Here is a 22,019-nt window from a genome sequence, read left to right as displayed (position 1 = left end):
CTCCTCAGAGCAAAAAGTGCGTCGGCGGATCAAAAAAGTGCGTCTACAAGTCAAAAGCGCTAGTCAAGTTCTTCATCACCAGGGTAAGCTTCTTGAAACCTTTCTTAATTAGCTGACTTGAAGCGCTGACTTCTGGTGTGAGGATGTATGGGGATGCGATCGGGCGTTTGGGGACAATTGGCTATTATCGTGCCAATCTTATTGATGGCTCAACCTGTTTGGGCTGAAAATCGTTTAGCAGAAATTGGAGATCAGGAACAGCGAGCAGATCTGTCACAAGTCACAAATCATTTGTCGTTAGAACAGAACGAAGAACCAGTAACCCACAGCCCACAATCCGCTCTGCCAACGGTAATTCCTCGATTGAATGAACTAGAGGATGCTGCCACAACGGTTGACGAATGGATGACCCAGTTAGCGCAAGTGGCTGAAGTGTTACAGGCAACAGAAGTGGCTAAAATTCCGTCAATCTCGATGAGGAAGCAGCCGCATACATCAACCTAGCTTTCTTTAGCTGTAATAGTCAAGACTTAATAACTTAAAACGCAAGCGTACAGGTCTATCAGCAAATGCTTCGCCCTTACGCTGGTATGGTCATTGAGGCGGATTTGTATCAGGAGCAGGGGTAGAGATAGAGGGAGGGGTAGAGATATAAGGGCAGGTCTTACATTTCAGGTGAACAATCTAGGAGCACCCATAGGCTCAGCCTGTTCATGCAAACGTTAAACAACATTCTGACTGCTGACTCCTACCCTACAAATTTGTTGAAACGCTACAGTTTCTGCAAAATAGTTGACTAAAGAGACACGATGCGAGTAATCTCTCTGTTTAAGTTGTTTCAAAAATCCGAGGCAACCTTTATTAAGTTCAGTAAATTCAGTTCAGTAAATTCAGTTCGTTCAGTTGCTAATCTGATTCATTGATCTGATTCATTTGGTCTAGTTCGTCCAAAATCTAGCGCCGCCCCAGGCTGTATCCGGCAGCTCCAAGGCGGCTGACCCCCTCGGCTGAGTTCAGCAGCATGGGAGGCTAAGGTGGATTTTACATCACTGCATAGCCCCCTGTTTTTGCTTCGACTAAAGAGAGGCTAGGTTTTGGGATTCGTTTAATCTCTACAAACCTCAATCAAACCTATGCTATTCAACATTCGTGGCGTCGAAATCGACGTGGTTTTGCCAAAATCTTTGAAAGAAGCAAACCGCAGAATTCATGACTTATATCTGGTCCGGGCACGCCTGAAGCAAGAAATGAGGGACTTGCCCTACCGCAGCCGCATGTTTAAGGCCAAGCGCAAGATGTTTGAAGAAACCGAGCTGGAAATCGAAATCCTCAAGCAATGGACCCGCAGTGCCAATGCTCGTTTGGAGGCAATGCTGGCTAGCTCAAATATCCCCAATAGCCGAGAGCTGAGAACCGAACCGGGCCTGATCAAGCATTTGTATCTAGAGCTGTGCCAGGTGGTGAAGGAGAAAAAAGTCAGGCTGAAGCGCGATACCAAGCTGACAACGGTGCTATCTGCCGCTCACTATTGGTTGCGCGAACATTACTCAACCATGTTGCCTCCTGTGGATCTGGTCAAAGAGTTATTGGAAGAGGAAGCTCGTAGAGCCGAGGCCGAAGCTCGCCAGCAGGAAGAGCAAAATCAGCAGCAAACACGAGAGGCGCTAGCGCTACTCAGCCAGCTTGCGAAGCAATAAAGCCATTAGCTTACGACTGGCGAGCACGATTGAGCACCCGACAAATCAACTCGCCAGCTCCATTGGGCTGAAACGGCACGGTTATACCGTCTTGTCTGACTCGAATCTGCTCGCGGCAGTTGTAAATTTCGATCGGGCGCTCTTCGTCATTCACTTTCACGGCAGCACGATATTCCCAGTAGTTTTTGGCACTGCGCTTAATTTCCAGGATGCAGATAGTCTGTCCTCCGATGATGCGGCAAAAAGCGGCTGTAGCAGGTAAGGGTAGACTGAAGGCCAGAGCAAGTCCTAAAACCAGAGCGATGAATTTTTTCATAGCTTTAACTTTAAGTAGGTGAGCATAATTAAACATAAAACCCTGCGCCGCCCGCGCCGCGGGCGGCGCAGGGTTTTGAATCTGGTTTTTAATTATGCCGAGGTACTTAATGACTAAAGACAATAGCTAAAGATGAGTCCATCTGGATTGTCGAACTGCTCTTGGCGGGGTGTGATAGCGTTGGAAGTAGCTCTGGCAGAACTGAAAAATGGCTCAAAACATGGCTCAAACGATGCCTGACTTCAGCTTATACGATCAGGATTTTGTAGCTTGGTGCAAAGCAACGGTTGCCCAACTCAAGGCGCACAAGTTTGACCAGTTGGATTTAGACCATTTAATCGAGGAGATTGACGGCTTGGCCGCACGTGACCGACGTGAATTGGAAAATCGCTTGGTGGTTTTACTTGCTTATCTATTGAAGCGGGTTTATGTCCAAAAGCCCCCCAACTACCGGGGATGGGAAAACACCATTCGAGAACAGCGGCGGCAGTTGCGTTCTTTACTAAAGCAATCTCCTGGCCTCAAAAATTACCTAGTTGAGGTGTTTAATCAGTGCTGGAAAGATGCCCTAATCGATGTTCGAGCCAATTATCCGCAAGTCCAGTTTCCCGATCAGTGGCCGTTTAACCGTGAAGTAGAGACCCTGCTGAGTGAGGAATTCTGGCAGTTTTCAAATTGCCCACAGCGGCCTGACCCAGCTTCATCTGGTTGACTCCATGCACGAACGCAAAGCCCTGATGGCAGACTTGGCCGATGGCTTTATTGCTCTGCCCGGTGGCTACGGTACTCTAGAAGAATTCTGCGAAGTGCTGACCTGGACCCAGTTGGGTTTACATCAAAAACCGCATGGTTTGCTGAACGTGGAAGGTTACTACGATCACCTGATCCGGCTATTCGACCACGCCCTTAGTGAAGAGTTCGTTCGCTCCCAACATCGCTCGATTGTGTTGACCGCTGCTACCCCTGAGCAACTGCTCGATCAGTTTGCCGCCTACCGGCCCCAAAATGTAGCCAAGTGGGCTGAAGATATTAAGCCATGAGCGGTTGATACGTTGTTACCGATTCAGCTTGCCCATTCAACCCCATGCAATCAATGACTGCTACAACGATGGCTACAATTGGTGCAGCTAACCTTCCTCTCCCTGCCCTATGTTCCCTATTTTCTACTCAGACGAATTTTTGGAACACGACACCGGCTTCTATCATCCGGAAAATGCAGGTCGTCTGACGGCAGCAACTACTGCCTTGCAGGCAACCACTTGGGCAGAGCAAATTGAATGGTGCACTCCTACTCCGGCCTGTTTAGAGGATGGGCGATTGGCCGATGCTCTCTATGCTGTGCATCCCCAGCGGTATGTTGAGGCGCTCAAACGCTTAGCCGATGAAGGCGGTGGCCATATTGACCCGGATACGGTTGTTTCTCCTCGCAGCTACGAGGTGGCCTTGTTAGCAGTGAATGCTTGGCTAGACGGAGTGGATCGGGTGTTGCAGTCGAGGAAGCCAGCGTTTGCTCTTACTCGACCCCCCGGCCATCATGCCCTGGCTCAACGCGGGATGGGCTTCTGTATTTTCTCGAATGCGGCAATTGCGGCTCTGTACGCCCTGCGGCAGCCTCAGGTAGAGCGGGTGGCGATCCTCGATTGGGATGTGCACCACGGGAATGGCACTCAGGCCATCGTCGAAACCAATCCGGCGATTGTCTACTGTTCGCTGCATGAATTTCCCCACTATCCGGGCACTGGTACAGCTCAAGAACGCGGCAAGTTTGATAATGTACGCAATTTTCCAATGGCGGCAGGCAGCAGCCTCAGAGACTACCAGCCGTTGTTCGAGCAGAAAATTATTCCTTACTTGCGGGATTTTCGTCCGAATTTGCTGATCGTCAGCGCTGGATACGATGCCGCCAAAGCCGATCCCCTGGCTCACATCGCTCTCAATCCCAGCGACTACGGCCTTTTCACCCACTATTGCTTGCAGCTCACACCTCAGGTGCTCTTCGGTTTAGAAGGTGGCTATGATTACAAGGCTCTAGCAGAATCGGTTGTCAGCACGATCGAAGCTTGCAAAGAGTATTTCTAATCTGTCCTTGCTGATTCAGCAGACCGTCAGCGAAAACGACGCGACATTGCTACCACGAAGCCTTAGACTAGAGGATGCACCTTTTTGAACTGTTGAGACGAGATAGCCATTGAATTCACCCGTGCGTAAGGTCATAATTGCTGGCAACTGGAAAATGTACAAAACCCGTGCAGAAGCACTGGAGATGTTGCAAAAATTTCTCGATCAGCTCGATGAGATCCCAGAGGATCGGGAGATTGTCATCTGTGCGCCCTTCACGGCATTAGAGACGCTATCTAAAGCGCTGCATGGCACACGAGTTCGCCTCGGCGCTCAAAACGTTCACTGGGAAGCCGAAGGAGCCTACACCGGCGAGATTTCTGGCCCCATGCTGGCAGAGTTAAATGTACGTTATGTCGTGATTGGTCACAGTGAGCGGCGGCAGTATTTTGGCGAAACCGATGCTACAGTCAATCTGCGGCTGAAGGCGGCACAAAAACATGGTCTGATTCCGATCCTCTGTGTGGGAGAGTCAAAGCAGCAGCGGGATACGGGCGAAACCGAAACGGTGATCACTGACCAGCTCACCGAAGATTTGGTGGGAGTCGATCAACACAATCTTGTGATTGCCTATGAACCAATTTGGGCGATTGGCACCGGCGAAACCTGCGATGCGACTGAAGCCAACCGGATTATTGGCCTAATTCGCAGCCAGCTCAAGAACCCGGATGTCCCGATTTTGTACGGCGGTTCGGTAAAACCTGGAGGCATACCCTATCGGAGGAAGACGTGAAGGATTGTATAGCGCTACACTGCATTCTCGGGAATTTTTGTATACAGTCTACGGCATACAAGAATTAAAAACGCTTTTACTGCTTTAGAGCAATCAGTTCGCAAACTTAATTCGCAAACTTTGCAAGATAGAAAAATTCTTTTTTACGCTCTACGCCAATTACGCCATGTGCAGCTTGCTCAAAACAATTGATTTCTCGTGGATTGGACAGTTTGTCTGCCCTAACTGGGGTCAATACCTGGATGAACATAGTCCTCCCATCCACTAGAGCATTGAGCTGGGCACCGATGGCGTATTCAAGCATGCATTTTTCAAAACTGTTCAGAAGTCGCTTCAGCCCTAGTCAGTTCATCCAGTTCTCAAATTAGTCATTTACTCACTGCCCAACCTCTCTCAGATTTACTCGCATCAATCTAATCTCGCACCAACTCAAAGGAGGAGTGTTCATGCAAGTTCTTTCGGTTCTCTCGGTCAACCACAGTCGCCTCAATGCCAGTATCAACCGCCTAGCGCGTGTTGGTCAGTTGCCCAATGGTGATATTTGTCGGCTGGCGTTTTCCGCAGAAGACCTGCAAGCCCGCTATCTGGTACAGCAGTGGATGATCGAAGCCGGGATGAGCGTTCGTACCGATGCCGCTGGCAACATTATTGGTCGCTATGCGGGCCGCGTCGAGGATGCCCCAGCTCTGGCTACAGGTTCCCATATCGATACGGTGCCGTCGGGTGGTTGTTATGATGGCGTGTTGGGCGTGCTGGCTGGAATTGAAGTGGTGCGCACCCTGCGGGAAAACGACATCCGATTGAAGCATCCGCTGGAAGTCATTGTCTTTACCGACGAAGAAAGCTCGATGATTGGCAGTCAGGCAATGGCGGGCACGGTGGTGCTAAACGCACCCGAACGCTATCAGCCTAAGGTCGGTCAACCGATCGAGTCCTGTTTAGAAGCGATTGGCGGCAATTGGGATGAGATTCCTTCGGCCCGTCGCAGCCGTGACGATATGGCTGCCTTTGTGGAGCTACATGTGGAGCAGGGAGCGGTTCTAGAGTGCACCCAGACCGAAATTGGCGTGGTTCAGGGTGTGGTGGGAATGCTGCGGCAGATGATTACGATTAAGGGACAAGCTAACCATGCCGGCACGACTCCGATGGATATGCGCCAGGATGCGTTGGTGGCCGCTGCTCAGGTGATTTTGGCTGTGAAGCAAATTGCCCTCAGCATGCCCAGCCAGCCGGTTGCCACCGTAGGTTATCTGAATGTAGCGCCTAATGCCGTGAATATTGTGCCGGGTCAGGTAGAACTGTCGGTGGACATGCGCGATTTGTCACAAGACTGCCTCGATACAATGATGTCGCGATTGCTGCGTGAGCTGAACCAGATTGCTGCGGACACCAATACGGAAATTGATGTGACTCCGGTGCTGTGCGTTCAACCGACGCCAGCTGCCCCCTTAGTGCAAAAAACGATCGAATTCGTCGCTCAAGAGCTGAAGCTTAGCCACCGCTACATGCCGAGCCGTGCCGGTCATGATTCGCTAGAAATTGGCCGGATTACCGATATGGGCATGATTTTTGTGCCCAGCCAGGAAGGGTTGAGCCACTCCAGTGCTGAATACACCTCCCCAGAGCAGTGCACCCAAGGGGCGAATGTGCTGCTGCACACCTTGCTCCAACTCGATGCAGCCTACGCCTGCTAAGTCAACTCCCTTCAGTTAAGAATATTGAGAAAATTTACGTCTTATCGCGCCTGCTAAAGGAGGCGGAGGTTTAGCCATACAATTGAGTTCATTCGTTTGATCCCCCATCCTTCTCCCGGAAAAGGGAACCGTTTGTGGAGCAATGTATACACACCAAAACTGCCTGAAGTCCTGATCGAGACGGAGCTAGGGAAATCGAGCCAGTTTGGCTACCAGCAGTGAAGCGCTTTTCAGATCCTTTACAGCGTGCCGTCCTAGTGCTTCATCCCAGTTGCTGATCTAGCTTGCTGATAGTTCGCAGAGCGTTAAGCAGAGCATTGATGTGTCTACGTTGACAATTTCGAGGATTGAAATAGTGTAACTTTCGCTCATGTTTCCACCCATCCCCTTTCCGTCTACCCTGTCTCTAACGTTTGATTGTGGATTATTTTGTATCTTAGGCTCATGATGCTAGGGCGGGGAGACGGGACAGCAGCGATGGTAGTACTCAGCAGGAACAATCTGCGTAATTTGGTTCCACCTCTCCTAGCCTCTGTCTAGACACTCTATCTGGGACTCTATCCGGAGATAGGATGCGTAGACGCACGGGCTGATTACGCTGAAGCTAGTCAACAATATTGTCTTTGTTCAGCCTCACGCTAATCCATCTGGAAAAGTCTGTAATCAAAGTCCGCAAAACATTTCTTCAAAAGTGCAGCTTTTGTTGCATACGCAATTTCAGTTAGTGGGTACGCTCAAGAAAGCTATCTTTACTTTCCCTTAACCCAAGTTACTTACGCTGATAGCTTTCCAGGGATTTAGTTAGCATCAGTTTGGATTAGAAAAATGGATTTGCTAGAGTATCAAGCCAAGGAATTATTCCGTCAGATGGGCATTCCAGTTTTGCCCTCCCAGCGCATTGATCATCCCACTGACTTGAAGGGATTGAGAATTCCTTTCCCGGTTGTTCTCAAGTCGCAGGTGTATACGGGAGCGCGAGGCAAACTGGGTGGAATTCGCTTCGTTGAAAATACAATCGATGCGATTGCGGCAGCTCAAGCAATTTTCCATCTGCCGATTATGGGCAAGTATCCAAAGGTGCTGCTGGCAGAGGCAAAGTACAATCCCGAACGAGAATTTTATTTGGCCGTTACTCTGGATCCTTCTAGTCGTCGGCCTCTGCTGTTGGGGTCTCAATTTGGTGGGATTGACGTCGAATCGTCTCTCAAGCATATGCGGCAGGTGGTAGTTGATCAAGAATTCTCGCCCTTCTATGCCCGTCGCCTAGCGCTGAAAATGGGCCTACAAGGAAATCTGATGCGCTCGGTCAGTGCGCTAGTTGAAAAAATGTATCATCTGTTTGCTGAGCGAGACCTGGATCTAGTTGAAATCAATCCATTAGCTGTCAGCAGCAGTGGTGAGCTGATGGCGCTTGATGGAAAAATCACTGTCAATGATGCTGCCCTAGGACGCCAGCCTGACTTGGCAGCCTTGTTAGCGACCATCCCCGCCCAAGCCGGCCTACCAGTTTCTAATCTGAATGGGGTTGCCCGTGAAGGCAATATTGGTGTGCTGTGCAACGGAGCGGGGCTAACAATGGCAACCCTCGATCTGCTGCACAAAGCCAAAGGCAAACCAGCCAGTTTCGTCGATTTGGGCGCAGATTATCGCCAGTATGCCTCTACCAACGATCTGCAAGACCGACTGAAGCAGGGACTCGACCTGTTGATTCAGGAGAAGGGCGTTAAGGTGATTTGTGTAAACCTGGTGGGTGGGGTGGTTTCCTGCCTGCAAATTGCTGAAACGATTGCCTCTTGGTTAAAATGGCAGCCAGCTAATCGGCAATTGCCGACTTTGGTCGTGCGGCTGGTGGGAGATCAGTTTCCTGCGGGTCGTGGACTATTGGCAGCAATGGATATACCGGTGTACGAGTCAATGGATGATGCTATTGCTGAAACGGTTAGCCTCACTTCTGCCACTGGTGCCAAGCCGGGGAAGCCGCCTTCCTTGCTGCTCGCATCTGCCTGAGGTATAAAGTTGTCTGTTTACCATGAATTTCACTGCCGATAGTAGAGTGCTGGTTCAGGGAATTGCTGAAGCACTTGGTTCTTTACATGTGCCGATTATGCGAGCCTATGGAACGTCAATTGTGGCAGGCGTCAGCGCGGGCTATGGTGGTACAACAGTTGAAGACATCCCCGTCTTCGATTTGGTGGAACAGGCTTTGGACATCACTGACCACATTGATACAACTATAATTTTCGCCCCTCCCTATGAAGTGTTAGATGCGGCGTTAGAAGCGATGGCCGCTGGAATTCGGCAGCTAATTCTGATTACAGAAGGAGTGCCGCCCTTGGACATGGTGCGGCTTTTGCGGGAGGCGGAAGCCACAGAAACGCTGGTGGTTGGCTCCAGTAGCCCTGGGGTGATCGTACCCGACCAAATTTTGCTAGGCACCCATCCCCCCTATTGCTACACGTCTGGACCTGTAGGTCTGATTAGTCGCAGTGGTACCCTTACCTACGAAGTGGCATTAGAGCTGACGCGGGCTGGGCTAGGTCAATCGATTGCGGTGGGGATTGGCGGCGATCGAATTCATGCAAAGATAGCTCTAACGGTATTTTGCTGTTCATCTGGTAACTCATTAAAAAAGATGCACATTCGTTGGTAGATGCTGAAGGCTAGACAGGTTTGGCACGTCGTCTGACCAAGAAGCCTGACTGGACTGACAGGGAGAGAACACGAAGCTGAATAGCGAACTCCGAAGCAACGCTAAAACGCTGTGCCAAAGGTAGTTCAAATGCAAACTAACTAAAAACCTCGCTAGAAGGCACCCCACTAGCAAATATCTCCCTATCCTACCGCGATGTTCTACGGGAATAGCGGCAGAGAGGCATCAAACGCTTTCCCTAATCACGACGTACCGTGCACCTAAGATATAACCTGCCTCTAGGCTTAGATATGCAATCTAAAACCTGCAACTCATGAGAGTAGACAAAAGACACGTCTATACTTCAGCTAGTCCATTAAGATATCAACTTAAGATATCAATGTCAATCCCGCAATGGCAAGGGTATTGTCTAATTTTCTCCAGCCGCTGCTTTGACCTGAGCTTCCACGCCAGTCTTCGATCGTGGAGGTGCCTGAGCTTGGAGATACAAGCTCTTGCCTGATTCAGGCTAGCGACAAAGCCAGCAATGTAGCAGGGGTTAGCAGTTTCTGAAAATAGAAGCCTACTTTCGACGCAAGATATAATTTTTGATATCAATCTCCTTCAGAACCTTGGGCTAGACGCTATTTGCACACCTGTAAATCCTCTGGACTGCTCTGCCTTCTGATGTTTTAAGCAAGATTGCATAACTATTGAGGTGCTTGATGCACTGACTTTACCCAAAGCGAGCGGCAACAGGCTCAGCCTCCTCAACCACTTGCACTTCCTCTGTAAAAGCTCACTGCTATAAGAAATCCAGCAACAAGAGCATCAGACTGATATTAAAAATAGTATCAAATTGATATCTTGACAGAAATCATAAAAGTGGTCAAAATTGATTTACTGAACTTTTAGGAGGTCCGATCGGCCAGAACCCAATTCGGAAGACAACAGCAACTCAGCGGAATAACTCAGTCGATGCACAGCCCCCTAGGGTTGTGGCCTAAGAGAATGGGGTCAAATCCGCAATTTCCCATCTGCTAATTTCCGGTCCAAATCAGTCCCCCTTAGTTTGTGAAAGGTAATGCAGTTATGGCTATGTCGAAGACCTCAGAGCGAATCGAACTATTTGCCCAACCTGGTATTGGTGAAGTGGTCCAGATGATTGCGCCTAATCGCCGGGGGCGCGTGAAATATCGAGCTAGTTTTTGGCCAGCTCGACTCTATTCAGATGCGTATGTCCAAGCAGAACCTTCAGAACAGGTGGTTGTGGTTGGTCGAGATGGAATCACGCTGCTGGTCACCCCTGTCACTTCTGCTCAGCTTGCCTAGTGATGATTGGTCCAGAGCAGGAGAACAAGCTTAGAGAGAGGTAGAACACTATGCGTACCCCGATGCCGCCTCCTTCCGATCATTTGCGATCTGTTCGAATTGGTTTGGCTATGGTTTTGACGGGTTCGGTTTTCCTGGCTACTGGCTCACTCGCAGTTCGCTTCTACTGGCTAGTCAAAGTGGATCAGCAGCAGCGGGTCGAGCAGCAGCATCAGGCTATTTTGGCTCGAGTTGAGTACCTCAAGGCGGCAGGAGACCACCAACGCTGCATCCGGGGAACTCAGCAAATCCCAGTTGAGACCTTGTTTCATAGCCGAGCCATCGTTTTACAGGACCAGTGTCAACGCGCCTTAACCACGGCTGTGATCAACCGAGCACAAAGTCAAGCCAGTGCCGGCCAATTGAAGGATGCGATTAGCGAGGTGCAGACTATCTCAGATAGTGCTGTCGCTGCCCAAGTCCAGCAGTTGGTTTGGCAATGGTCCAATCAAATTCTGCAAGTTGCTGAAGGATATTACCGCGATTCCAACGGCAGATTCGAGGACGCCCTTAAAACGGCCAGCGCAATCACACCCGATAACCCGCTTTATAGCGAAGCTCAGAACAAAATTCGCGGTTGGCAACAAGAGTGGTTGAACAACCAGAGCCGTTGGCAAACTGTCGAAGCCGCCTTCAAAGCCCACCAATATGAAACGGTGCTGCTGCAAGCCCAGCAGATTACCCATCCCTACTGGAGTCGGCAAGTTGCTCCAATTGTGCAGGCAATATATAGGCGATGAGTAGATCTCCTCGTGCAATTGAGGGAGTAATCGTTTCACCGACTACATAAACCTGGCAGCCCAGATGCATGAGGCGCATTGCTGTCATCCGCATCACCAAACCACTGCGGCCTCCGCCAAACACAAAGATCCGGTTGGCTACGGTAATGGTTTGAGCCAGTTGCTCGAGCGCAAAATAACTAATCTTGTCTAGCACTCGGCGATTTTCGTCAAGGATTAACTGAATGGACTGGGCAAAACTTTCATTCGGAATCGAGTCACTTGTTTCAGGGGGGGAATTGTAGCGAATGTCGCAATAGGCGAGTTGCATGATCATATCCTCATATGCTTTGAAGTGATTGATGGTTGATGTGATTGGTGAGCGGTGATTGGGGAACTGTGTTGGTGAACCGATGCCAAGATAGAAAGCAGGATCTGGGTTTTTAGGATCCTCTAATAGAACAGCGTCTTGCGGTAAGTTGCTCCCATGAATCGCAGTTGACAGTTCAGCGAAACAGTAGGCTTAGCAGCTCGATTGAGTGAGTAAGTAATACCGCGATAGCGAGCGGTTGTTTGAGTAGGAAGGGTTACTTCAGCCTGAACGTTTGAGTTGTACTGGATACCACGATAAGTGAGTTGCATGGTTGGTTCTCCTGAGGTTTGTCAGTTGGATTGATTTCTGAGATGCTTTTAAGGTAAGAAGCAAAAGGGAAGAGATCGGGAAGATTGGGACAGGCGGCAGCAAAATTTTGGAGACGAATCGAGAATGCGGATCTTGCTGATTGAAGACGACGAAATCCTGAGTGATTTGCTGGTGCGCTCGCTGACTCAGCAACGCTATGCCGTTGATCACATTGACGATGGCAGCATGGGATGGGAATATGCCCAAAGCGCCGACTATGATTTGATTCTGATGGATGTGGGTTTGCCCAAACTCGATGGCATTTCCCTCTGCCAACGGCTGCGATCGCAGGGTTGTAAAACTCCGATTCTGCTGATTACGGCTAAAGATGCCGCTATCGATCGAATCCGAGGGCTGGATGCCGGAGCTGACGATTATCTGATTAAGCCGCTCGATTTTGGTGAACTACAAGCACGGGTGCGGGCATTGCTGCGGCGTGGCGAAGTTGCTCCTACAACGGTGTTAGAAATTGCCGATCTTCAGCTCGATCCTAGCCAGAAGCGCGTCGTTTATCAGGATCAGCCCTTAAAGCTGACGCCAAAAGAATACGGCTTGCTAGAGCTATTTCTGCGCAACCCCACCCGTTTGTTCAGCCGTGCCTATATGATTGAGCACCTGTGGACATTCGACGATTTACCTTCAGACGAAGGCGTGAAAGCCCATATTAAAGGACTGCGACAAAAGCTCAAGAAAGCCAGCGATCTAGACTGGATTGAAAATATTTACGGTATGGGCTATCGGCTCCATCCTCAAATTCTTGCACGCTCCACTCCGCCCCCTACGCCTGCTCCGCCATCGAGTGCTCCATCGCCAGAACAGTCTGGTTTACGCGACCGGCAAGGCGTGCAGCAGCAAATGGAGCAAACCTTTGCTAAGCTCTGGCAGCAGTACCAAGGCACAATGCAGCAGCGGCTTGCACTCTTGCAACAGGCAGCAATGGCAGTGCCAACTCTTACGCCTGAACTGCGTCAGAATGCTGCCCACGCGGCCCACAAGTTAGCCGGGGTTTTGGGTGCGTTTGGCAAAGATGAAGGAACTGAACTATCTCGAACGATTGAACGAATATTAACAGAAGATACAAAAGATACTGCATCAGAATTGCAAACCTTACCCACACTGCTGCATCGATTAGAAGCACACTTAAATCTACCTGTTGTTCAAACTAATGAGAATGCAGCTATAGATTTAAAGACTCAACCACAAACGCGACCACAAACGCGACCACAAACGCGACCACAAACGCGACCACAAGCACAATCACAGCTAAAACTTGACTCAAGTACCGCAACCGTTCCATCACCCTTGCAGATTTTACTAATTGGGGTTGATCCGCAACTACATCTGACGCTTCAGCAGCAAACAACGATTGCCGCTTGGCACAACTGCTCAACCGTCGCTGAGGCTCACCGTTGGCTCAATAATCATCAGCCCAATTTGTTGATTCTCAGCCTCGAAGCTCAGCCAGAGGCGTTGGCGCTATTGGTGAGTATCCTTTTTTATCCGCTCAAGCTCCAACCCAATCCGTTTCGTTTTCTACTCTATGCGGAGTGGTTAATGATTACGACCTGTTTTTCCTTCGCAGTGATGGAATCAGTGGAGGAAAATCACTTGCCAATCCAGCATGTTTCAGTTTTGGGCATCCTTTGTGTCATGGCAGCGTTCCTGCCTGGCAGCAATCTGATCCATCAAGTAAGCTATGTTGCCATTGAAATCAGTCTGATTTTTTATGGTGCAACGCTTGGGTATCTCCATGTTTTACCAACGCTATATCTGATTGTTCTGATTCAAAGCTGCTTCCTATTTGAGCCGACCGGTCGATGGATAGTAGCAATTTTAAGCTTTCTGCTGTTTCTGGTGCATCAAGTCCGTTATGTGCAGAACGTTGCTTCGCTGGTTGAAGTGGAAAGTCGGCATCTATTTTGGATGCATCTGATTGCTGAAACGTTAATGTTTGGACTGGGTCTGTTTTTTGCATTAAAGCTGGTCAGTACGCTGCTTTCGGAACGACGCATGAAAGAGCAATTGGCGATCGCCCACCAGCAGTTGCAAAACTATGCGCTTCAGGTTGAAGACCTCGCCGCAATTCAGGAGCGTAACCGGATTGCCCGCGAGATCCATGATTCTCTGGGACACACGCTCACCGCCCAAAATATTCAGCTCCAAACTGCGGTTAAACTTTGGCAGAAAGACATCAATCAAGCACAAGGGTTCGTCGAACAGGCACAGCGGCTGGCTACGATCGCCATGCAAGAAGTTCGGTGTTCGGTCAGCACGCTCCGAGCCGATGTTCACAAAGAACTCTGTTTCAAGGGCGCGATCGAAGCACTCCTCAATGACTTCCAGCAGGGAACAGGGATATCCGTTTCTACCCGCATCAATATGCAAACTTCTACACCGCCGGAAGCGGATCGAGCACTGTATCGCATTCTCCAAGAAGCTCTGACAAATATTAGTAAACACGCCGAGGCAACAGCAGTTGAAGTTCAAATCAGAGCGATCGCAGACTACATTCAGTTGACAGTAACCGACAACGGAAAAGGCTTTGATCCAGCTCATCAAGCAGGTGGATTTGGCTTGCAGGGAATGCGCGAACGAGTTGCAGCCCTCGACGGTCACTTACGCATCGAAAGCGCACCTGAAAAGGGATGCCAAATTCAAGTCGAATTGCCCCTGATCACTTACTCTACAGGGTACGGTTCCTCTCCGAATTTGTGAGTATGGTATCCCTTTGACCCCACGAGCCGCGCTAAAGGACTACGGGGTTCAGTTCCTGCCTTCAGGCTGTCGAGTACAAATTGAAAAAATTATCTCAACTAGCTCTGTAAGCTTTGGGTGTCATCCCTGTCAATTGACGAAACTGTTTGCTCAAGTGGCTGTGGTTGTTGAATCCACACAGAAAGGCAATGTCCATAATGGTATGATTGCTGTGTTTCAATAACTGCTTTGCCCGTTCTATCCGTTGTTGCAGTAAATATTGATAGGGTGTTATGCCAATTGATTGCTTAAATCGATGGCTAAGATGAGATTCACTAATACCCAGTAATGTAGCCAGATTGACCAACTTAATGTCTTGATCGAGATGGGCATCAATGTATTCTACAACTTTTAGAATTTGTCGCTCAGATAAACCCCTTTCATAAACAATCAGGTGATTTTTTGGAGCAAGATATTGCCTCAGCAGATGTACTGCTAGCACATTAGACAGGGATTCAACATACAGTTTTCCACCTGGATTTTCTTGTTTAAGTTCAGCTAGCAGCATCATGGCGATCGCTTCAAGCTGGGGATCACGAGTTTGAAATTCTAAGCGCAATTCCAGGCGATCGGGATCAGTGGTGAGCATATCCCTGGCAATGTTCTGAATGAACCGCGATGCAATCCGAATCTGTAGACAACTATCATCACTTTCCCAACGAAAAAAGGACGGCACCTTAGCAGGCGTAAGCGAAACGTCCCCTTTGGCTTGCAATCCTACATAGGTTCTGCCGCCTTTGATTTGCAGCAAGCGAACTGGACGCGGAGCCAAAGATAGACAAATGGCATGTTCCTCGCTGAAGTGACTACGCTCTTCTCCGGGAGGATGCCGGAATTGCTCAACTAAGATGTTGTCCCAACCTTGAGCTTGACTCGACCAGATAGTGCTCGCCGAAGGAATTTCAACCAAGTAGGGGTCATCATCCCAATCTGCTGCCGACCAGACTTTGATGCCTTGGTAGCCTGCCACCGTTAGCCGATCGCCGTCCGGATGCCAGGTAATATCAAGCACCGATGAGTTTTCAAAGTTGAGCGTTGTCACTACCTGATTAGCGGCAGCATCCCATACTTGCACATAGCGTCCTAAACTAAACGCCAACAAATTCTGCTGCGGATTCCAGGCCATCCGATCTACCCAGGCTGGCGCGTTTTCCAAACTGGCGATCAGCGTTGGTTTGGGAGAAGATAACTCAGCCAGTTCCACCTGCCAAATCTGGACTCGCCCATCTTGCCCCCCCGCTGCTACAAACTGCCCATCCCTAGAGACAACCAAACAATCCACAGACTGATCGGTCACGCTCTGGAGCATGGTGCCATCGAGTTGGGTACCCACTTGGTAGAGTGCCACTTCTCCGGCTGCCGAGCTGGCAACCAGGTAGTTAGCCGCTGAGCCGACTGCTTCAGGAAACCAGGCAATCGCCGTAACGTAGTCGGATAAGCTGTGCTGCCCCAGCAGTGTAAAGACTTGGCTGTTCGCCGTTTGCTGTTTGGCTGTTTTACTTACCCCTTTGTTTACGCCAGGCACGCCCGAAAATCCTCTCTCAGTTGTGCTTCATCGAGATTGCGTCCAATGAACACTAGCTCATTGCGGCGGGTTTCGTTGGGTCGCCAGGGCCGATCGGGTCTGCCGTCAAAGAGCATGTGGACCCCCTGAAAGACGAAGCGCCGGTCTTCGCCATCGATATTCAAGATCCCTTTCATGCGGAAGATATCTGGACCTTGGGTTTGCAGCAGATAGCCCAACCACTGGTTCAGCTTGACTTCATCGACGGCACCCGCTTCCACAATCCCCACGGATTTCACAGTTTCATCATGCTCATGCTCGTGGTGATGTCCCTGCTCAGCCTCTTCCAAAAAATCCGGGTCTAGCTCCAGTGCTCGGTCCAAGTTAAACGCACTGACGCCCAACAGCGCATTCATTTCCACTTCCGCATTGCGGGTGCGGTAGATTTTCGCAAGGGAATTCATCGAGCGGATGCGCTGTTCCAATTCATCGAGTTGGGCTGACTCAACCAAATCGGTCTTGTTGAGCAGAATCACGTCAGCAAAGGCAATTTGCTCCTGGGCTTCGTCGGCATCCCAATGCTGCCAGATATGCTTAGCATCTACGACCGTCACCACGGCGTCCAGTTCGGTTTGGGACTGGACATCCTCGTCCATGAAAAAGGTCTGGATCACTGGAGCGGGATCGGCCAAGCCGGTAGTTTCAATCACCAGATGGTCAAATTTGTCACGCCGCCGCATTAATTTGCTGATGATCCGAATCAGGTCGCCTCGCACCGTGCAGCAGATGCAGCCGTTGTTCATTTCAAAAATTTCTTCGTCAGTATCGACCACAAGCTGATTATCAATCCCAATTTCGCCAAATTCATTGACGATCACCGCCACCTTTTTGCCATGCTCATGGGTCAGAATCCGATTCAGTAGCGTTGTTTTACCAGCTCCCAGATACCCAGTCAGAACTGTGACGGGAACTGTATCTTTCGCTTCAACTGCAATCATAGCTAAACGCCCCTAATCCGAGAATGATTATCAGTTTAGTTCGTACTCTATGGTAAATGAATCTCTACGAAGCCGCGCCCTGCAATTGGTAGGCTTTTTGCTGCATCATCCGGAAGATGTTGTAAAAACCATTGGCGCGGGACGGTGTGAGGCTGACATTCAGCCCAGTGGCTTGAATAAAGTCTGGCGTCACCTGCAAAATTTCTTCGGGTGGTAAGCCGTCTAAGCCTTTGATTAACAGCGCCACCAAGCCTTTGACGAGCTGTGAATCCGAATCGCCCTGATATTTCACCTTGCCATCCACCAGATCCGCTGTGATGTAGACCTGCGAGACACAACCAGATACCTTGTTCTCTGGAATTTTGGCTGCTTCGGGCAGAGGGTCAAGCCGTTTCGCCAACGAAATCAACTGCTCATAGCGTTGCTTCGGATCTGAAACCCGCTGAAAACGCTGCACGATTTGGGCCAGAGCAGGGGGCAGTGGAGCTGAGGTTCCAACCATCACAAATACCAGAAAGGCACAAGCTAGAGAAACACCAACACCACTCCGACCCGAAATAGAGCCGCTGACGCTAGCTTCTCCATAGCGTAAGGAGACAACATTAGCAGTCTTAAGAGTGTCATTTCCGGCTGTACCTGTATCAGTTTCCTGCGTAATTGGCGGAATGTCTGCCGTCGTATCCACCAGTGTAAAGGTAGCGACGCTAGCGGTGGGGCTAACTTCATACCCCACACCAGGTAGAAGTGTGAAGGTAGCTTTCTCCAGCTGTTCAACCACGCCATCATCAGCAACGGCAACGCTAACGCTAGCAGTCTGGGAGGTGATGCGGAAGGTGAAGCTGGTGTTGTCAGGAGCAGCCGAAACTAGCTTTCCGCCCTCTGCTTTTAGAGTTTTGGAATTAAACTCTAGCATTTCTGGGGCAGCAATAGTTACCAACACACCTTCTTCCGGTGGCGGGGCGCTGAGGCTGAAATTGAGTTTGGCTACTGTTCCCTCAGCTTCCACCAGCACAGCAGGTGATCCGGTGAGGCTGACTCGCACTTGCGAATCAGGTGTATCCGCAATCGTAAACTTAATCTCACTCGCCTCGGTATTCACCGTGTACCCAGGTGCCTTCACAAGTTTGTAAGTAAAGCCTTCCAAACCTTCAGAGGCTTCCTCTGGCGTGTAGATTAGCGGCAACTTTGTCTCGTCCAGCGCCTTAAAGGTAATGCTGGCAGTCTGCTCGGTGATCTTGAAGTAAAAACCGCTGGCGTCGAAGTTGGCTGGCGGGAATTGGCCCCCTGTAATTTTGGCATTTGTCAAATCCAGCTCGCTCAGTGCTATTCTCGTCGGGCTATCGACATAGACCAGCAGACCCTCAGCTGGGATCTCACCTTTGACGTTGAAGGTCAATGTAGTTTCGGTGCCTTCCGATTCCACCAGCGCCGTTTGGCTGAGGCTAAGGCTGACTTCTGGAAATGGCTCCTTCAATACAGCAGCGTTGGCCTGCTCGATCGTGTCATAGACTGTCACCGGCAGAGTCGCTTTTCCGCCAATCTTGTAATTGCGGGTCGGCAACAGGCTAAAGTTAACAGTCTTAGGACCGTCGGTTTCAGCTTCCTTTTTGTTCTGTAACACAAAGGTGGCGTTGGCTTGGGGTTCAAACAAAGACAGCTTGAAGCCAATCAGTTCACCTGTGTTGCTGTAGATGGGTCCGTTGGTATTCGCGCCGACTAGCAGCACCCGTGCATCCTTGTTGAGAAATTCCGCAATGTCAGCATCGGCTTTAATGAATACCTCAACGCCTTCGGGCGGAATCTCGCCTTCAGTCTGGAAGGAGAAAGTGAGCAGAGATTGACCGCGTGCCAATGTAGGGGCTAGGGACTGCACCAATGCTGGAACTACAATGTTGTCGAAATTGGGGTTGACAAAATCGGGAGAAGGCGGGTTCGGCAGGTCGCGGGCACCCCGGACCCCATCGAATGTTCCCACTACCGTATCCATGGTCACAGTTGGCGCATTAGCAGCTGGTGTTCTTGCTGGAGGTAACGCCGTTGGTGCAGGCTGCTCTGGATTCAGCTTGATTTCCAACTCATACTCACCACGGGTGCTACCACTGCCAGTTCCAGCCTGGTTTGGATCATAGGCATTGTTGTTGGAACTGCTGACTGCGACATAGTAGGTGCCGTCAGTTTCAGCCGTATAGCTGATGAAGGAGTCCAGCGTTCGGAAGAACACCTCATCGGGCGCACTGCCGTTGTTGTTGAGAGCCAACTCGTTACCATTGGCGTCAAACAAGCGCAGCACCGTGTTGAAGCCAGTGTTGATGAAGTTGCCCAGATTAACGGCTGTAGCGTCCGTGTCGATGGTGACGGTTTCACCAGCTTTGAGGGTGAACTTATAGAAGTCTACATCTTCGGTCGCATCTACACTAGGATTCGCAGAGTCGAAATCAATGCGGCTCTTGATCTTGAAGGTGGGATACAAGTCGCTCAGCTTGGTATCAAAAGCGGTAGCAATTGTATCATTGGGTTCCCCTACTACAGTTGCGGGTGGAGCTTGATCGGCGGTATCTACAATCGTGAACTTGCCCTCGATAGCATTTGGAGCCACTTGATAGGTCGGTCCATCTTGCAGCGTAAACACGGCAGTTTCTGGCCCTTCCGCTGTGCCATCATCGGCAACCGGCAGCTTGATCGTGGCAGTTTTCTTCAATGACACTGGTTACCACAGTGCAACTGGGTGTGAATTGAGTTTGACGCCCCCTCTAGGTGAACGGTTGTTAACACAGTGGGTTGTGATGTGCTCCAGCCCATTGTGGCGGCTCGAATTGCCTCAAGCGGGAATTTGGGGGTGCGGTCGGCGTAGAGCAAACCGTTGGCTTCTTGGAATGTGTCGGTTAACTGGGTGTAGCAGAAACCGCTAAACAGTTCGATTTGGTTCACGGCAGTTAGAAGCGCGGTGTAGCGAGTTTGCAGCTCAGACACTTCCGCAGAACGTACATAGCCCCAAATGCTGTGATCATCTGGTTTACCATAAGCGATGCCGCCAAATTCGGTTAGCATAATCGGCTGTCCTTGATGGGGGTAGCCATCTAGGGTTAATACCCGCCCACCCGGACGCTGGCGATCAAACAAATCGGACAACTTCACTTCTGGGCCATAGCGGTTGATTAGCTGAACCGGATTATTGTCATAGTCGTGGATGGCAAGGATATCGGTAGCTGTACTCTCCCAGCCGTCGTTGCCCACTACCGGACGGGTTGAATCGAGGGCTTTGGTAAGGTGGTAAAGGGCTTGCACATAGTTGCGGTGGGCGGGTGTAGCGGTCAGATCGGGAACACCCCAGGATTCGTTGAATGGCACCCAAACTACAATGCAGGGGTGGCTAGCGTCTCGTTTGATTACTTCAGCCCACTCTTTCATCATGCGCTCTACGGCTTTGGGCGTGAACCGATAGGCGCTCGGCATTTCTTCCCATACCAATAGCCCCAGCACATCAGCCCAGTAAAGGAAGCGAGGATCTTCTACTTTTTGGTGTTTGCGGACGCCGTTGAACCCCATTTGCTTGACCAACTCCACATCCTGCCGCAAGGCTTCTCCGGAAGGGGCTGTCATGAGCGATTCTGGCCAATAGCCCTGGTCGAGTACGAGCCGTAAATAGTAGGGTTGTCCGTTGAGCATAAACCGATCGCGATGAATGCTGACGGTGCGCATGGCGGTGTAGGATTGCACCTGATCGAGCAGCTGGTTGTTTTGCCAGAGCTGGACCTCAGCCTGGATCAGCGTTGGTTTTTCTGGACTCCAGAGCAGTTCGTTGCGGTAATCGTCGATGCCCGGATCGGAGAGGGCAATGCGGCGATGGATTTCTCCGTTCAGTACTTCGTAGGTGTCGTTGACCAGCAACTGTTTGCCGGCCGTGAGCTTGACTTTGATTTGCACATTCTCTTGCTGCTGCCCGGTCACAAAAGCTTCAAAGCCAATTTCCCAGCGTTCAAAATGGGGCGTCCAGCGAATCGAGTCGATGTAGGTTGCTGGCACTTGCTCGACCCATACCGTTTGCCAGATGCCGCTTGTGCGGGGATACCAGATGCTATGGGGATGCAACTGCCAGTCCTGTTTGCCGCGAGGCTTGGCCAGATCAAACGGATCATCTTCGGCCCAAACCGTAACTCGCTGCTTGCCATCGGGATTCAGCACGGCAGTAATATCAGCACTAAAAGGAGTGTGACCGCCTTCGTGCTCTGCCACAAATTGGCCATTGACCCAAACCCGAGTGCGATAGTCTACCGCGCCGAAATGCAGCAGCACCCGTTTGCCAGTCGATGCTACAGCAGCTGGGACATCAACAGATGGCAGCTCAAATTCTCGTTCGTACCAGCAGTTAGGGTGAAAGCCGGTATCATAAATCCCACTTTGGATAGATTCGGGCGCAAACGGAACCTCGATAATATGCGTCCAGGTTGCAATGTCGCTTGGTTGACGGTAGTCTCCAGCATCGTCAAAGCTAAACTTCCACGGACCGTTAAGGCACAGCCAGTCAGATCGCTGCAATTGCGGGCGCGGATAAGCCATATCAGGCAGGTTCAAAGTGTCTGAGTTTGAGATGACGCAGGGTTGGGCGTCCTCAAGACATTTGCCAAATGCTTTCATCAGATTTCTACTGTCTCTTGAAAGGGGATTCTCTTTAGGCTAGGAGATAAAGCGGTTTATTACAAATCGCTTTATCCTCCTTTCTCTATGGTATCCCCGGATTTTGGGGAATATTTACGTTTCAACCCAATTGTTGGTCGTTGTTTTTCAGTTCAAGTGCCGATTTGGG

The 22,019-nt window shown here is 50.3% G+C and carries 20 protein-coding genes; 12 read left to right on the top strand and 8 right to left on the bottom strand.

The window, feature by feature from the left end; genetic code table 11:
- Nucleotides 1-153: 153 nt before the first annotated feature.
- Both JVX88_RS22385 and JVX88_RS22380 read left to right on the top strand, forming a co-directional pair.
- A complete protein-coding gene (locus JVX88_RS22385) occupies nt 154-504 on the top strand; it encodes a hypothetical protein (RefSeq protein WP_211620378.1) in 351 nt (116 codons plus the stop codon).
- 629 nt (nt 505-1,133) lie between these two features.
- A complete protein-coding gene (locus JVX88_RS22380; protein WP_211620376.1) occupies nt 1,134-1,697 on the top strand; it encodes a hypothetical protein in 564 nt (187 codons plus the stop codon).
- A gap of 10 nt (nt 1,698-1,707) precedes the next feature.
- Here the strand turns inward: JVX88_RS22380 and JVX88_RS22375 are convergent, their stop codons facing one another.
- On the bottom strand, nt 1,708-2,013 hold the full coding sequence (locus JVX88_RS22375) for a hypothetical protein (RefSeq protein ID WP_211620374.1): 306 nt from the start codon (nt 2,011-2,013) through the stop codon (nt 1,708-1,710).
- Between the two features lie 208 nt (nt 2,014-2,221).
- Between JVX88_RS22375 and JVX88_RS22370 the strand changes: the two genes are divergently transcribed.
- The 4 genes from JVX88_RS22370 to tpiA all read left to right on the top strand — a co-directional run bounded on the left by JVX88_RS22370 (nt 2,222) and on the right by tpiA (nt 4,864).
- Nucleotides 2,222-2,725, top strand: coding sequence for a DUF29 domain-containing protein (locus JVX88_RS22370; protein ID WP_225931140.1), 504 nt, complete (start codon nt 2,222-2,224; stop codon nt 2,723-2,725).
- Nucleotides 2,726-2,729: 4 nt separating this feature from the next.
- On the top strand, nt 2,730-3,053 hold the full coding sequence (locus tag JVX88_RS22365; protein WP_211620373.1) for a TIGR00730 family Rossman fold protein: 324 nt from the start codon (nt 2,730-2,732) through the stop codon (nt 3,051-3,053).
- A 109-nt stretch (nt 3,054-3,162) separates the two neighbouring features.
- Nucleotides 3,163-4,092 (top strand): histone deacetylase, encoded by a 930-nt coding sequence (locus JVX88_RS22360; protein WP_211620372.1) that lies wholly within the window; start codon nt 3,163-3,165, stop codon nt 4,090-4,092.
- A gap of 121 nt (nt 4,093-4,213) precedes the next feature.
- The gene (gene tpiA, locus JVX88_RS22355) at nt 4,214-4,864 is read left to right on the top strand and encodes a triose-phosphate isomerase (RefSeq protein WP_211620370.1); all 651 of its coding nucleotides are present in this window, start codon (nt 4,214-4,216) and stop codon (nt 4,862-4,864) included.
- A gap of 106 nt (nt 4,865-4,970) precedes the next feature.
- Here tpiA and JVX88_RS22350 read toward each other — a convergent pair whose 3' ends face one another.
- On the bottom strand, nt 4,971-5,168 hold the full coding sequence (locus JVX88_RS22350) for a hypothetical protein (RefSeq protein WP_211620368.1): 198 nt from the start codon (nt 5,166-5,168) through the stop codon (nt 4,971-4,973).
- A gap of 142 nt (nt 5,169-5,310) precedes the next feature.
- Here JVX88_RS22350 and JVX88_RS22345 point away from each other — a divergent pair, with 142 nt between their 5' ends.
- The 5 genes from JVX88_RS22345 to JVX88_RS22325 all read left to right on the top strand — a co-directional run bounded on the left by JVX88_RS22345 (nt 5,311) and on the right by JVX88_RS22325 (nt 11,298).
- Nucleotides 5,311-6,558, top strand: a complete 1,248-nt coding sequence (locus JVX88_RS22345) for a Zn-dependent hydrolase (protein ID WP_211620366.1) — start codon at nt 5,311-5,313, stop codon at nt 6,556-6,558.
- 825 nt (nt 6,559-7,383) lie between these two features.
- On the top strand, nt 7,384-8,565 hold the full coding sequence (locus JVX88_RS22340; RefSeq protein WP_211620364.1) for a succinate--CoA ligase subunit beta: 1,182 nt from the start codon (nt 7,384-7,386) through the stop codon (nt 8,563-8,565).
- Nucleotides 8,566-8,587: 22 nt separating this feature from the next.
- Complete coding sequence (locus tag JVX88_RS22335; RefSeq protein ID WP_211620362.1) at nt 8,588-9,208, top strand: succinate--CoA ligase subunit alpha; 621 nt, start codon at nt 8,588-8,590, stop codon at nt 9,206-9,208.
- Nucleotides 9,209-10,285: 1,077 nt separating this feature from the next.
- Nucleotides 10,286-10,519, top strand: a complete 234-nt coding sequence (locus tag JVX88_RS22330; protein WP_035997028.1) for an NfeD family protein — start codon at nt 10,286-10,288, stop codon at nt 10,517-10,519.
- 50 nt (nt 10,520-10,569) lie between these two features.
- Nucleotides 10,570-11,298 carry a hypothetical protein gene (locus JVX88_RS22325; protein ID WP_211620360.1) on the top strand — a complete coding sequence of 243 codons (729 nt, stop codon included), beginning with the start codon at nt 10,570-10,572 and terminating at the stop codon, nt 11,296-11,298.
- Here the strand turns inward: JVX88_RS22325 and JVX88_RS22320 are convergent.
- Both JVX88_RS22320 and JVX88_RS22315 read right to left on the bottom strand, forming a co-directional pair.
- Entirely contained in the window at nt 11,237-11,608 is a 372-nt protein-coding gene (locus JVX88_RS22320) for a hypothetical protein (RefSeq protein WP_211620359.1), read from the bottom strand. The genes JVX88_RS22325 and JVX88_RS22320 overlap by 62 nt on opposite strands.
- A 122-nt stretch (nt 11,609-11,730) precedes the next feature.
- Nucleotides 11,731-11,919, bottom strand: a complete 189-nt coding sequence (locus JVX88_RS22315; RefSeq protein ID WP_211620357.1) for a DUF4278 domain-containing protein — start codon at nt 11,917-11,919, stop codon at nt 11,731-11,733.
- Nucleotides 11,920-12,043: 124 nt separating this feature from the next.
- Between JVX88_RS22315 and JVX88_RS22310 the strand changes: the two genes are divergently transcribed.
- On the top strand, nt 12,044-14,674 hold the full coding sequence (locus JVX88_RS22310; RefSeq protein ID WP_211620355.1) for a response regulator: 2,631 nt from the start codon (nt 12,044-12,046) through the stop codon (nt 14,672-14,674).
- Between the two features lie 94 nt (nt 14,675-14,768).
- Here the strand turns inward: JVX88_RS22310 and JVX88_RS43205 are convergent, their stop codons facing one another.
- The 4 genes from JVX88_RS43205 to JVX88_RS22290 all read right to left on the bottom strand — a co-directional run bounded on the left by JVX88_RS43205 (nt 14,769) and on the right by JVX88_RS22290 (nt 21,850).
- Nucleotides 14,769-16,238: a helix-turn-helix domain-containing protein gene (locus JVX88_RS43205; protein WP_211620353.1), complete on the bottom strand. Its 1,470-nt coding sequence runs from the start codon at nt 16,236-16,238 to the stop codon at nt 14,769-14,771.
- Nucleotides 16,226-17,215 carry a CobW family GTP-binding protein gene (locus JVX88_RS22300; RefSeq protein WP_211620351.1) on the bottom strand — a complete coding sequence of 330 codons (990 nt, stop codon included), beginning with the start codon at nt 17,213-17,215 and terminating at the stop codon, nt 16,226-16,228. Before JVX88_RS22300 ends, JVX88_RS43205 begins: the two co-directional genes overlap by 13 nt.
- 64 nt (nt 17,216-17,279) lie before the next feature.
- Nucleotides 17,280-19,919, bottom strand: a complete 2,640-nt coding sequence (locus JVX88_RS43200; protein WP_211620349.1) for a DVUA0089 family protein — start codon at nt 19,917-19,919, stop codon at nt 17,280-17,282.
- Nucleotides 19,910-21,850, bottom strand: a complete 1,941-nt coding sequence (locus JVX88_RS22290; RefSeq protein WP_211620347.1) for a glycoside hydrolase family 2 protein — start codon at nt 21,848-21,850, stop codon at nt 19,910-19,912. Before JVX88_RS22290 ends, JVX88_RS43200 begins: the two co-directional genes overlap by 10 nt.
- Nucleotides 21,851-22,019: the final 169 nt, after the last annotated feature.

It is taken from the genome of Leptolyngbya sp. 7M (assembly GCF_018128485.1).
Note: the sequence above shows the minus strand (reverse complement) of the source record. Positions and strands in the feature narration are given on the sequence as shown.

Bases quoted from the DNA above. Each gene is read 5' to 3' on its own strand.
- JVX88_RS22385 (WP_211620378.1), top strand. From the start codon at position 154: ATGCGATCGGGCGTTTGGGGACAATTGGCTATTATCGTGCCAATCTTA.
- JVX88_RS22380 (WP_211620376.1), top strand. From the start codon at position 1,134: ATGCTATTCAACATTCGTGGCGTCGAAATCGACGTGGTTTTGCCAAAA.
- JVX88_RS22375 (WP_211620374.1), bottom strand. From the start codon at position 2,013: ATGAAAAAATTCATCGCTCTGGTTTTAGGACTTGCTCTGGCCTTCAGT.
- JVX88_RS22370 (WP_225931140.1), top strand. From the start codon at position 2,222: ATGGCTCAAAACATGGCTCAAACGATGCCTGACTTCAGCTTATACGAT.
- JVX88_RS22365 (WP_211620373.1), top strand. From the start codon at position 2,730: ATGCACGAACGCAAAGCCCTGATGGCAGACTTGGCCGATGGCTTTATT.
- JVX88_RS22360 (WP_211620372.1), top strand. From the start codon at position 3,163: ATGTTCCCTATTTTCTACTCAGACGAATTTTTGGAACACGACACCGGC.
- JVX88_RS22350 (WP_211620368.1), bottom strand. From the start codon at position 5,168: ATGCTTGAATACGCCATCGGTGCCCAGCTCAATGCTCTAGTGGATGGG.
- JVX88_RS22345 (WP_211620366.1), top strand. From the start codon at position 5,311: ATGCAAGTTCTTTCGGTTCTCTCGGTCAACCACAGTCGCCTCAATGCC.
- JVX88_RS22340 (WP_211620364.1), top strand. From the start codon at position 7,384: ATGGATTTGCTAGAGTATCAAGCCAAGGAATTATTCCGTCAGATGGGC.
- JVX88_RS22335 (WP_211620362.1), top strand. From the start codon at position 8,588: ATGAATTTCACTGCCGATAGTAGAGTGCTGGTTCAGGGAATTGCTGAA.
- JVX88_RS22330 (WP_035997028.1), top strand. From the start codon at position 10,286: ATGTCGAAGACCTCAGAGCGAATCGAACTATTTGCCCAACCTGGTATT.
- JVX88_RS22325 (WP_211620360.1), top strand. From the start codon at position 10,570: ATGCGTACCCCGATGCCGCCTCCTTCCGATCATTTGCGATCTGTTCGA.
- JVX88_RS22320 (WP_211620359.1), bottom strand. From the start codon at position 11,608: ATGCAACTCGCCTATTGCGACATTCGCTACAATTCCCCCCCTGAAACA.
- JVX88_RS22315 (WP_211620357.1), bottom strand. From the start codon at position 11,919: ATGCAACTCACTTATCGTGGTATCCAGTACAACTCAAACGTTCAGGCT.
- JVX88_RS22310 (WP_211620355.1), top strand. From the start codon at position 12,044: ATGCGGATCTTGCTGATTGAAGACGACGAAATCCTGAGTGATTTGCTG.
- JVX88_RS22300 (WP_211620351.1), bottom strand. From the start codon at position 17,215: ATGATTGCAGTTGAAGCGAAAGATACAGTTCCCGTCACAGTTCTGACT.
- JVX88_RS22290 (WP_211620347.1), bottom strand. From the start codon at position 21,850: ATGAAAGCATTTGGCAAATGTCTTGAGGACGCCCAACCCTGCGTCATC.